General features: G+C 34.1%; 3 protein-coding genes. All 3 read left to right on the top strand.

Annotated features, from left to right (window positions below):
• The first annotated feature begins 322 nt into the window (after nucleotides 1-322).
• From MKD41_RS14210 to MKD41_RS14220, 3 genes are read left to right on the top strand one after another with little or no spacing between them, the layout of a single operon-like run.
• The gene (locus tag MKD41_RS14210) at nucleotides 323-11,167 is read left to right on the top strand and encodes a choice-of-anchor L domain-containing protein (protein WP_240243006.1); all 10,845 of its coding nucleotides are present in this window, start codon (nucleotides 323-325) and stop codon (nucleotides 11,165-11,167) included.
• Nucleotides 11,168-11,178: 11 nt separating this feature from the next.
• Complete coding sequence (locus MKD41_RS14215) at nucleotides 11,179-12,102, top strand: PorP/SprF family type IX secretion system membrane protein (RefSeq protein WP_240243007.1); 924 nt, start codon at nucleotides 11,179-11,181, stop codon at nucleotides 12,100-12,102.
• 20 nt (nucleotides 12,103-12,122) lie between these two features.
• Nucleotides 12,123-14,039 (top strand): OmpA family protein, encoded by a 1,917-nt coding sequence (locus MKD41_RS14220; protein WP_240243008.1) that lies wholly within the window; start codon nucleotides 12,123-12,125, stop codon nucleotides 14,037-14,039.
• Nucleotides 14,040-14,088: the final 49 nt, after the last annotated feature.

A 14,088-nucleotide genomic window follows, 5' to 3' on the forward strand; every position in this document is an offset into this window, starting at 1 on the left:
AACATTTTTTTACCATTTATTGTTAAAAAACATCCATTTGTTAAGTTGTTGTAAAATAAGGCTTTGTAAATGTAATAATAATTAAAATCTGTTTTATATTTGTCGTGTAATTGAGAAATGTTCCCCACAAGACTCAAAATTTTTATACCCCACAAAATAAGCTCTATATAGAATCCCCACTATATTATCTAATGGATTTTTTCATTAGAATGTTTCATAGACCCCTAAATTTAGATATACAATTTAGTAAATATTGTTACTAGATTAATTTTTGAAAATCATTTTTTGATTTCAAGATTAGTTTTAATTAAATAAAAAGATTATGAAAAAAATTACTTTTATTCGGTTTTTCGCTTTTTTAATATTGATGTTTTTGATAACTGTTGGTTATTCACAAGAGGTAAATAATAAAAGGATTGGTTTAAGTCCTGATAAAAGTCAAGTTTCTTCCAAAGCATTAAGTAAAGGGGCATTGCAATCTAAATCCCCACAAGGTTCATCAAGTATTTTAGTGCCAAATAATGATGCTACTTATGGGTCTACGCCAAAAGAATTAGTTGAAAATATTTTATCATCTACCTGTTTAACAATAGGAGACGTTAGATTTGGTTATTATAGAAGAAATAATGATAATTGGAGTTCTAACTTTGGTAATACAACATTAGATAGGCAATTAGGTTATTTTAATGATGGAAGTGCTTCTAATTTTTTAATTGATGAAGGTTTGTTGCTTTCAACAGGTAAGATTAAAAATGCTATGGGGCCGAGTTCTTCAGGAAGTTATTCTGATGAAATGAATGAGAATGCTAGTGATCCTGATTTAGAGCTTATTACTGGATATAGAATGTATGATGCAGCAGTTCTTGAAATTAACTTTACACCAATTGGAACAAAAATTGAGTTTCAATTTGTTTTTGCTTCCGATGAATATTTAGAATATTGTGGGACGCAATATGAGGATGTTTTTGGTTTCTTTTTAAGCGGTCCAGGTATTGCAGGAGGACAAGGTTATCAAAATGATGCTGTTAATTTAGCTAAATTACCTAATGGTGATCCAATTACAATTAATACAATACATCCTTATGTTCCTTCAAATATTAACAATATCCCAGTAGCTGCGCAAAATGCAGCTTATTACGCTAATAATAATATAAACATTTCAACTGAATTTGATGGTGGAACTGTTGTGTTAACCGCTGAATATACAGGTTTAGTATCTGGGCAAGAGTACAAGATGAAAATGGCTATTGCAGATGCAAGTGATCAACAATATGATGCGGGAGTTTTTTTAAAAGCAAGAAGTTTTACTTCGAATGCATTGGATATAACTAATCCTGAAGCTGTTTGTTTTGGAGAAACAGTTGATATTACGGCTTCTGAAATAACAGCTGGTAGTACATTGTCTGGACCATATACTTACTGGGAAGATGAAGATGCTACTATACCTTATAATACTCCAACTACAGCAACTGATGGTACATATTATATTAAAGCCATTGATGGCAATAGTGGTTGTGTAATTGTTAAGCCAGTTGTTGTAACGGTTAATTCTGTTGATGTTGTTGAAATTGAATCAGAACATAATAACTTACTTTGTATTGGGGGTAATGATGGCTCATTTAAAGTTGAAGCTTCTGGAGGTGTTGCACCTTATTCTTATAGTTTAAATAATATTGATTTTAGTAATACAACAGGAGAATTTAATGGATTGACAGCAGGTACATATACTGTATATGCTAAAGATATGATTGGTTGTGATGATTTAACACCATTAACAATTAATATTGCTCAGCCAGGAGGTGAAGTTTGTAAAATTGAAAAATCGAATTGTCCGCCTTCAGATTTGGCTTCAGTTTGTTCAGATGGAGATGGAGGTACACCAGTATTTTGGACACCACCTCAATTTTCTTACACTTGCTGTACTGCAGGTGGCGGAGGAGATCCATATTCATTTTTTATGGAATTTGATTTACCAGAAAGTAATTTTGGAGCAAATTGTTGGGAGTTTAATTATGCACAAAGAATAGGTCTTGATAATTTAAGACTATTTCAATCATCAGGTTCTGTAGGTTCAAAATATACAGATTCGTATTTTATTAGTCCAAAACAATATTTCTTTAATTCAAGTGGAGGAACTGATATTAATATTGAATTAATAGACGTAACTGCTACTGTAAATTGGAGATTAGATGTTTTAGATCCAAATACAAATGCTGTTTTATATTCATATTCTATAACAGGTATTACTTCAAATGGTCAGCAAACTATTTTAATTCCAGATACAGTGCCAAATGGAGTTTATAAATTAAAATTTAATTTTTCTAGTAATGATGCCAATGGAGGTGATAAAATTGAAGTTGATAAGGCTTATTACAACGCAACAATTGTTGACACAGATTGTGCAGGAGGAATTAATTTTGTAGTAACTTCTACACATATTCCAGGTGATGAATTTGTTGTGGGAACTACACCAGTAATTTATACTGCTACATTGTCTATTTTAAATGAAAATCCAATAACAAAAGAATGTATTTTTGATGTTGTTGTTAATGATCCTTCAGCACCTACAGGTGAAGCAGAACAAGAGTTTTGCGCCGTTAATAACCCTACAGTTGCCAACTTAACGACAACAACAGGGGAAGCCATTCAATGGTATGAAGATGCGACTGGAGGAACAGCATTGGATAGTACTATAGCTTTAGAAAATGAAGAAGATTATTATGCTACTCAAACTATAGGAGGTTGTGAAAGTACTACAAGACTTAAAGTTGTGGTTACTATAAGTGATCCAAATGCTCCAACAGGTGAATCAATTCAAACATTTTGTTCGTCAGACAATCCAACTGTTGGAAATTTAATAGCAATTGGTGATAATATTAAATGGTATGCAGAAGCAGGAGATAGATCTCCTTTAAGTTCAACAGATTTTTTAGATGATGGTGAAAACTATTTTGCAACTCAAACTATTGGAAGTTGCGAAAGTGATGAGAGATTTGAAGTGACTGTTACAATAAATACATTCATAAACTCAAATGCTGGAGATGATCAGCCATTATGTGATACTTCAACTTTTAATATGTCGGCTAATAGTCCTTCACCCGGAACAGGGCTTTGGACAATAGAGAGTGGAACGGCAACAATTACAACGCCAAATTCACCTAATACAACCGTTACGGGTGTAAATTCAGGTAGTGCTGTTACTTTACGATGGACAATAGAAAATGGCGCTTGTAGTGATTATGATGATGTTGTTTTGACAAATAAAGCCTTAGACGATGCCAGTTTTAGTTATTCTGTGGCAGCATATTGTGCAGATGGAACAGATCCAACACCTACAATTAGTGGATTAGCAGGAGGAACATTTAGTTCAACCACAGGATTGGTAATAAATGCAAATACAGGAGCGATAGATTTAAGTGCATCAACACCTGGAACTTATACAGTAACCTATTCAACAGGTACAGCAGGTACTTGTACAAATAGCAGTACAGATTCAGTAACCATTAACGCTTTTGACGACGCTAGTTTTAGTTATTCAGGTTCACCATATTGTGCAGATGCAACTGATCCAGAACCAACAATTACAGGATTAGCGGGAGGAACATTTAGTTCAACAGCTGGATTGGTTATAGATTCAACTACAGGGGAGGTAGATTTAGATGCTTCAACACCGGGAACATATATAGTTACTTATACTACAAATGGTACGTGCCCTAATAGTAGTACGCAATCTATTACAATTAATGATTTACCAACGGTATCAGTAAGTGGCGCAGGAGAATTGACATGTGCGGTTACAAGTTTAACATTAACAGCTGTACCAGTAGTAGATGGAACACCTTCTTACCAATGGTACAATGCTTCAGGAGCAATTACAGGAGCAACATCAGCTACGTATTCAGCAACAACACCAGACACTTATTATGTAATTGTAAAAGATGGAGATGATGGATGTACAGTAACATCTTCTAATTTAGAAGTTACACAAGACATAACAGATCCAACGGTATCAGTAAGTGGTGCAGGAGAATTGACATGTGCGGTTACAAGTTTAACATTAACAGCTGTGCCAGTAGTAGATGGAACACCTTCTTACCAATGGTACAATGCTTCAGGAGCAATTACAGGAGCAACATCAGCTACGTATTCAGCAACAACACCAGACACTTATTATGTAATTGTAAAAGATGGAGATGATGGATGTACAGTAACATCTTCTAATTTAGAAGTTACACAAGACATAACAGATCCAACGGTATCAGTAAGTGGCGCAGGAGAATTGACATGTGCGGTTACAAGTTTAACATTAACAGCTGTACCAGTAGTAGATGGAACACCTTCTTACCAATGGTACAATGCTTCAGGAGCAATTACAGGAGCAACATCAGCTACGTATTCAGCAACAACACCAGACACTTATTATGTAATTGTAAAAGATGGAGATGATGGATGTACAGTAACATCTTCTAATTTAGAAGTTACACAAGACATAACAGATCCAACGGTATCAGTAAGTGGTGCAGGAGAATTGACATGTGCGGTTACAAGTTTAACATTAACAGCTGTGCCAGTAGTAGATGGAACACCTTCTTACCAATGGTACAATGCTTCAGGAGCAATTACAGGAGCAACATCAGCTACGTATTCAGCAACAACACCAGACACTTATTATGTAATTGTAAAAGATGGAGATGATGGATGTACAGTAACATCTTCTAATTTAGAAGTTACACAAGACATAACAGATCCAACGGTATCAGTAAGTGGTGCAGGAGAATTGACATGTGCGGTTACAAGTTTAACATTAACAGCTGTGCCAGTAGTAGATGGAACACCTTCTTACCAATGGTACAATGCTTCAGGAGCAATTACAGGAGCAACATCAGCTACGTATTCAGCAACAACACCAGACACTTATTATGTAATTGTAAAAGATGGAGATGATGGATGTACAGTAACATCTTCTAATTTAGAAGTTACACAAGACATAACAGATCCAACGGTATCAGTAAGTGGTGCAGGAGAATTGACATGTGCGGTTACAAGTTTAACATTAACAGCTGTGCCAGTAGTAGATGGAACACCTTCTTACCAATGGTACAATGCTTCAGGAGCAATTACAGGAGCAACATCAGCTACGTATTCAGCAACAACACCAGACACTTATTATGTAATTGTAAAAGATGGAGATGATGGATGTACAGTAACATCTTCTAATTTAGAAGTTACACAAGACATAACAGATCCAACGGTATCAGTAAGTGGCGCAGGAGAATTGACATGTGCGGTTACAAGTTTAACATTAACAGCTGTGCCAGTAGTAGATGGAACACCTTCTTACCAATGGTACAATGCTTCAGGAGCAATTACAGGAGCAACATCAGCTACGTATTCAGCAACAACACCAGACACTTATTATGTAATTGTAAAAGATGGAGATGATGGATGTACAGTAACATCTTCTAATTTAGAAGTTACACAAGACATAACAGATCCAACGGTATCAGTAAGTGGTGCAGGAGAATTGACATGTGCGGTTACAAGTTTAACATTAACAGCTGTGCCAGTAGTAGATGGAACACCTTCTTACCAATGGTACAATGCTTCAGGAGCAATTACAGGAGCAACATCAGCTACGTATTCAGCAACAACACCAGACACTTATTATGTAATTGTAAAAGATGGAGATGATGGATGTACAGTAACATCTTCTAATTTAGAAGTTACACAAGACATAACAGATCCAACGGTATCAGTAAGTGGCGCAGGAGAATTGACATGTGCGGTTACAAGTTTAACATTAACAGCTGTACCAGTAGTAGATGGAACACCTTCTTACCAATGGTACAATGCTTCAGGAGCAATTACAGGAGCAACATCAGCTACGTATTCAGCAACAACACCAGACACTTATTATGTAATTGTAAAAGATGGAGATGATGGATGTACAGTAACATCTTCTAATTTAGAAGTTACACAAGACATAACAGATCCAACGGTATCAGTAAGTGGTGCAGGAGAATTGACATGTGCGGTTACAAGTTTAACATTAACAGCTGTGCCAGTAGTAGATGGAACACCTTCTTACCAATGGTACAATGCTTCAGGAGCAATTACAGGAGCAACATCAGCTACGTATTCAGCAACAACACCAGACACTTATTATGTAATTGTAAAAGATGGAGATGATGGATGTACAGTAACATCTTCTAATTTAGAAGTTACACAAGACATAACAGATCCAACGGTATCAGTAAGTGGTGCAGGAGAATTGACATGTGCGGTTACAAGTTTAACATTAACAGCTGTGCCAGTAGTAGATGGAACACCTTCTTACCAATGGTACAATGCTTCAGGAGCAATTACAGGAGCAACATCAGCTACGTATTCAGCAACAACACCAGACACTTATTATGTAATTGTAAAAGATGGAGATGATGGATGTACAGTAACATCTTCTAATTTAGAAGTTACACAAGACATAACAGATCCAACGGTATCAGTAAGTGGCGCAGGAGAATTGACATGTGCGGTTACAAGTTTAACATTAACAGCTGTGCCAGTAGTAGATGGAACACCTTCTTACCAATGGTACAATGCTTCAGGAGCAATTACAGGAGCAACATCAGCTACGTATTCAGCAACAACACCAGACACTTATTATGTAATTGTAAAAGATGGAGATGATGGATGTACAGTAACATCTTCTAATTTAGAAGTTACACAAGACATAACAGATCCAACGGTATCAGTAAGTGGCGCAGGAGAATTGACATGTGCGGTTACAAGTTTAACATTAACAGCTGTGCCAGTAGTAGATGGAACACCTTCTTACCAATGGTACAATGCTTCAGGAGCAATTACAGGAGCAACATCAGCTACGTATTCAGCAACAACACCAGACACTTATTATGTAATTGTAAAAGATGGAGATGATGGATGTACAGTAACATCTTCTAATTTAGAAGTATTACAAGATATCGTAACACCAAGTGCAGCGATTACAGGTAATGCAGAATTAACGTGTGCATTAGAGGAAATTAGTTTAAATGCAAATGGAAGTTCAGATAATCAGTCAGCAGAATTAAGTTATGCTTGGGTTGGACCAGATAATTATACAGCAACAACAGAAATTATAGCTGTAAGTTCACCAGGCGTTTATACAGTAACAATAACTGATAAAGACAATGGATGTACTTATGAAACAGAGGTTGAAGTATTACAAGATATCGTAACACCAAGTGCAGCGATTACAGGTAATGCAGAATTAACGTGTGCATTAGAGGAAATTAGTTTAAATGCAAATGGAAGTTCAGATAATCAGTCAGCAGAATTAAGTTATGCTTGGGTTGGACCAGATAATTATACAGCAACAACAGAAATTATAGCTGTAAGTTCACCAGGCGTTTATACAGTAACAATAACTGATAAAGACAATGGATGTACTTATGAAACAGAGGTTGAAGTATTACAAGATATCGTAACACCAAGTGCAGAGATTACAGGTAATGCAGAATTAACGTGTGCATTAGAGGAAATTAGTTTAAATGCAAATGGAAGTTCAGATAATCAGTCAGCAGAATTAAGTTATGCTTGGGTTGGACCAGATAATTATACAGCAACAACAGAAATTATAGCTGTAAGTTCACCAGGAGTTTATACAGTAGTTGTAACAGATGGAGATAATGGATGTTCAGAAGAAGACAGCGTAACGGTATTACAAGACATTGTAACACCAAGTGTAGAAATTACAGGAAATGCAGAATTAACGTGTGCATTGGAAGAAATTACATTAAATGCAAACGGAAATTCAGATAATCAGTCAGCAGAATTAAGTTATGCTTGGAGCGGACCAAATAATTATACCGCAACAACAGAAGAGATAACGGTAAGTTCACCAGGAGTTTATACCGTAGTTGTAACAGACGCAGATAATGGATGTTCAAATGAAGACAGCGTAACGGTATTACAAGATATTGTAACACCAAGTCTTGAGATCACAGGAAACGAGGAATTAACCTGTACATTAGAAGAAATTACATTAAAAGCTAATGGAAGTTCAGACAATCAATCGGCAAATTTAAGTTATGCTTGGAGCGGACCAAATAATTATACCGCAACCACAGAAGAGATAACGGTAAGTTCACCAGGAGTTTATACCGTAGTTGTAACAGACGCAGATAATGGATGTTCAAATGAAGACAGCGTAACGGTATTACAAGATATTGTAACACCAAGTCTTGAGATCACAGGAAACGAGGAATTAACCTGTACATTAGAAGAAATTACATTAAAAGCTAATGGAAGTTCAGACAATCAGTCAGCAGATTTAAGTTATGCTTGGAGCGGACCAAATAATTATACCGCAACCACAGAAGAGATAACGGTAAGTTCACCAGGAGTTTATACCGTAGTTGTAACAGACGCAGATAATGGATGTTCAAATGAAGACAGCGTAACGGTATTACAAGATATTGTAACACCAAGTCTTGAGATCACAGGAAACGAGGAATTAACCTGTAGATTAGAAGAAATTACATTAAAAGCAAATGGAAGTTCAAACAATCAATCGGCAGATTTAAGTTATGCTTGGAGCGGACCAAATAATTATACCGCAACCACAGAAGAGATAACGGTAAGTTCACCAGGAGTTTATACAGTAGTTGTAACAGACGCAGATAATGGATGTTCTTATGAAACAGAGGTTAGAGTAACTCAAGATAGAAGTCAAGCGAATGTTGTTTTAACAGCTGAAACAACGGAGTTAAATTGTAATGTAACAAGTATTGTGTTAGATGCTAGTGAGAGTACTGGAGGTGATAATTTTTATTGGAAAGGTGGAGCGACTTCTTCTAGTATTACTGTAACAGAGCCTGGTTCGTATTATGTTTTTTATACAAAAGATTCTAATGGTTGTACAATTTCAAAAGAGATTACAATCACTCAAAATATAGAAAAACCAATTGTTACTATAACAGGAGGTTCAGAGTTGACTTGTGAAATTACAAGTGTAATATTAGAAGCAAGCAGTTCAACAGTTCAAGGAGATGTAAGTTATTTATGGAGTACTGGAGCGGCAACAGCAACAATTGATGTAAATGAGCCAGGAATATATACAGTAACTGTAACAGATTCAGAAAATGGATGTAGTACAACAAGTGAAGACTTTACAGTAACAGAAGATGTAGAAAAACCAGTTGTTACTATAACAGGAGAATCAGAGTTGACTTGTGAAATTACAAGCGTAACATTAGATGCAAGTAGTTCAACAGTTCAAGGTGACGTAAGTTATTTATGGAGCACTGGAGCAACAACAGCAACAATTGATGTAACTGAGCCAGGTGATTATACAGTAACTGTAACTGATTCATTGAATGGATGTAGTGCAATAAGTGAAACTTTTACAGTAACACAAAACATTACAGACGTTATTGCAATTATAACAGGAGAATCAGAGTTGACTTGTGAAATTACAAGCGTAACATTAGATGCAAGTAGTTCAACAGTTCAAGGTGACGCAAGTTATTTATGGAGCACTGGAGCAACAACAGCAACAATTGATGTAACTGAGCCAGGTGATTATACTGTAACCGTAACAGATTCAGAAAATGGATGTGGTGCAATAAGTGAAACTTTTACAGTAACACAAAACATTACAGACGTTATTGCAATTATAACAGGAGAATCAGAGTTAACTTGTGAAATTACAAGCGTAACATTAGATGCAAGTAGTTCAACAGTTCAAGGTGACGCAAGTTATTTATGGAGCACTGGAGCAACAACAGCAATAATTGATGTAACTGAGCCTGGTGATTATACAGTAACCGTAACAGATTCATTGAATGGATGTAGTGCAATAAGTGAAACTTTTACAGTAACACAAAACATTACAGACGTTATTGCAATTATAACAGGAGAATCAGAGTTGACTTGTGAAATTACAAACGTAACATTAGATGCAAGTAGTTCAACAGTTCAAGGAGATGTAAGTTATTTATGGAGCACTGGAGCAACAGCAGCAACAATTGATGTAACTGAACCAGGTGATTATACAGTAACCGTAACAGATTCAGAAAATGGATGTAGTGCAATAAGTGAAACTTTTACAGTAACACAAAACATTACAAATGTTATTGCAATTATAACAGGAGAATCAGAATTGACTTGTGAAATTACAAGCGTAACATTAGATGCAAGTAGTTCAACAGTTCAAGGTGACGCAAGTTATTTATGGAACACTGGGGCAACAACAGCAACAATTGATGTAACTGAGCCAGGTGATTATACAGTAACTGTAACAGATTCAGAAAATGGATGTTCTCTAACAAGTGAAATTTTTAAAGTAACAGAAAACATTACAGAAGTAGTTGCTGTTATTACAGGGGAATCAGAGTTAACATGTTCAATAGAAAGTGTAACCTTAGATGCAAGTAGTTCAACAGTTCAAGGTAACGCAAGTTATTTATGGAATACTGGAGCAACAACAGCAACAATTGAGGTGTTACAAGCAGGAAGTTATACGGTAACGGTAACTGATATGAATAATGGTTGTAGTGCTTTAAGTGAAGCCTTTATAGTAACAGAAGATTTTACAGTAGAAACTATTGATAATATAGATAATGTTGTAACACTTTGTATTGAAGATTTAGAAATAGATCTTACAACTCTATTAGTTGATGATTATGAATCTGGAGGTACTTGGGTAGATGAATTTGATAGTGGTGGCCTGACAGGTGATTATTTCGATCCTTCAATAGTGAATTTAGGAGCATATCAATTTACATATACAGAACCAGGAGAATGTGGTAGAATTATAAAAGTATATGTAGAAGTAAATGATGATTGTGTTGTGCTACCTTGTTCAACTAGTGAGTTAGAGATTTCAAAAGTTGTAACCCCTAATAATGATGGATTTAATGATCAATTTGAAATATCAGGATTAGAAGGTTGTGGTTTTACCTATGATGTTCAAATATTTAACCGTTGGGGTAAAATGGTATATCAATCAAATAATTACCAAAACGATTGGAAAGGTAATTTTAACACTGGAGGAGCAACTATTGGTTCAAGCACAGAGTTACCAACAGGAACATATTATTACATTGTTAATGTATTAAGTAGTGGTTTTGAACCTATTACTGGATATATATATTTAGGAACTAACTAAAAAATAAATCTATGAAACGTATAATTATACTTACAGTAATGTTGATTTTAGGATTAGAATATTCTAATGCGCAACAGTTGCCACAGTTTACTCAATATATGTACAATACAATTGCTATCAACCCAGCTTATGCGGGTAGTAGAGACGCATTAAGTATTGTAGGTTTAAATCGAAATCAGTGGGCTGGTTTTGACGGAGGGCCACAAACACAAACATTATCTATTCATTCTCCTTTAAGAAATGAACAAGTAGGTTTAGGTTTGTCTGTTATAAATGATAAATCAGGTTATGAAAACTTTACTTATATGTATGCAGATTTCTCATATACTATTAAGGCAAGTGAAGAAGTTGATTTAAGTTTTGGTTTAAAAGCAGGGATGACTTACTATAAACTAGCAGAAGAATTATACAATGCAACTGAAGTTAATCAAGACCCTTATTTTAACGACAAGTTAAATAGATGGAATTCAAACTTTGGAGCGGGTATTTTATTACATTCTAATAAATGGTACGCCGGTTTATCAATACCAAAATTAATAAATCACGATTTAAATAACGATACAGAATATGCAGCTTTAGAGAGAGTTCATTATTATGCAATTGGAGGTTATGTTTTTGATTTAAATGAAAATTTAAAGTTAAAACCTTCATTTATGTTTAAGTATACAAAAGGAGCTCCAATTTCTACAGATTTAACAGCTAACTTTTTATTTAATGAAAAGTTTTGGTTGGGAGGCTCATATAGATTTAATGGAGATCAAAAAGCATTAGGAGCTCTTGTTGATTTTCAAGTTACAGACCAATTTAGAGTAGGGTATACTTACGAGATACCTACAGGTGAAATTAGACCCTATACTTCAGGATCACATGAAATTTTGTTGATGTATGAATTTAAATTTTTGAAAAGAAAACAAAAATCTCCAAGATATTTTTAATCCAATAAATGATGAAAATTATGAAAAATATAAGTATTTTATTTGTTGCTTTAGTTTTAATAAGTACATCAGTATTTGGACAAACAGCAAAACAAAAAAGAGCAGAAAGAGAGTTTAATAGTTTTTCGTTTGTAAAAGCAATTAACACTTATGAAAAATTAATTGATACAAGTTTTAATAAGCATTATGCAATGCGACAACTTGGAGATGCCTACATTATGTTACGTGAGCCAGAAAAAGCATTAGAAATTTACAAAGAAGTTGTAAAACAAGAAAATGTTCCTTCTGAATATTATTTATATTATGCACAAGCTTTACGTGCAAATGGAAAATACGAAGCTTCTAAAAAATGGATGAAAAAATTTGAAGAAGCTGGTAATGAAGAAGATTCTAGAGTAAAACGTTTCTTTAAAAATGATGATTTAGCAAGCGCTATATTTAATACTTTAGAAAAAAATACAATTCAAAAATTACCAATTAATACAGAGTTTAATGAGTTTGGAGCTGTTGAATTAAATAATGAAATAATATTTAGTTCATCAAGAAATGAAGGTGTTTCTATTAAAAGGTTATATGCTTGGGATAAACAACCAATGCTAGATTTGTATAGTGTTTCTAAAGATGAAGCTTCTGTTGAAGCAACATCAAAAATAGTAGGAAGTGTAAATACAATCCATCATGATGGCCCAGCAACCTTTAATAGTGATGGTACTAAAATGTATTTTTCTAGAAACAACTACTATGAGTCAAAGAAAATAAACGATGCTCAAGGGATTATGCATGTTGGAATCTTTAGCGCAGATTTAATTGATGGTGAATGGAAGAATGTTCAACCTTCAAATTTAAATAATCCTAATTATATAGTATATCATCCGTCATTAAGTAAAGATGGTAAAAAACTGTACTTTGCATCAGACATGCCAGGTGGTTTTGGTGGAACTGATATTTATGTTAGTACTATTTTAGAAGATGGTACATTAGATAGTCCTATTAATTTAGGAGCTGTGATAAATACTGAAGGGAATGAAGCTTTTCCATTTATTAGTGAAGAAGGAACTTTGTATTTTTCTTCAGATGGACATGTTGGTTTAGGTTTAATGGATGTATTTGCTTCAGTTAAAGACAATAATAACAACATTGTTAATGTTATAAATTTAGGGGAGCCAATAAATAGTAAAAAAGATGATTTTGCCTATTATTTAGCAAAAGATGGTTTTAACGGCTATGTTTCTTCTAATAGAAAAGGTGGCGTAGGAGGAGACGATATTTATGCTTTTACAAGAATTCCTCCTTTAACTTTAAAAGGAACTGTTTACGATGCTGTTAATAATGAACCTTTAGTAGGTGCAAAAATAGTGTTAGCCAGAGAAAACGGTGAAGAATTAGCTTATTTTATAACTGAAGAAGATGGCGCGTATGAACATTTAATTCCTAGAGATGAAAAATTTGTTTTAAAAGGATCTAAAGAAAAATATCAAGATGTAAGTAAAAACTTTAATTCTTTTGGTTTAGAAAAAGCAAAAGAATTAATAGTAGATTTAAATATTGCTATGAAACCAATTGAAGATGTTGTAGTTTTGGCAGATCTTGAAACTATTTATTTTGATTTAGATAAATATAATATTAGACCAGATGCTTCTATTGAATTAGATAAAGTAGTTGCTTTAATGAATAAATATCCAGGAATGGTTATTAGATTAGAGTCTCATACAGACAGTAGAGCAAATGATGCTTATAATATGGTATTATCAAACAATAGAGCTAAATCTACTTATGAATATATTATTTCTAAAGGTATAGATGCTTCTAGAATTACAAAGTATGAAGGTTTTGGAGAAACTCAATTAGTTAATAAATGTTCTAATAATGTAAAATGTTCTGAAGAAGAACATCAATTAAATAGAAGAACAGAATTTATAATTATAAAAATGAAGTAATTATAAATACAAAATAGCAGTCGTAACATAGATTCACTTGATTATACTA

Origin of the sequence: Lutibacter sp. A64 (genome assembly GCF_022429565.1) — a bacterium.
GTDB lineage: Bacteria > Bacteroidota > Bacteroidia > Flavobacteriales > Flavobacteriaceae > Lutibacter.

Bases quoted from the DNA above. Each gene is read 5' to 3' on its own strand.
- MKD41_RS14210 (WP_240243006.1), top strand. From the start codon at position 323: ATGAAAAAAATTACTTTTATTCGGTTTTTCGCTTTTTTAATATTGATG.
- MKD41_RS14215 (WP_240243007.1), top strand. From the start codon at position 11,179: ATGAAACGTATAATTATACTTACAGTAATGTTGATTTTAGGATTAGAA.
- MKD41_RS14220 (WP_240243008.1), top strand. From the start codon at position 12,123: ATGAAAAATATAAGTATTTTATTTGTTGCTTTAGTTTTAATAAGTACA.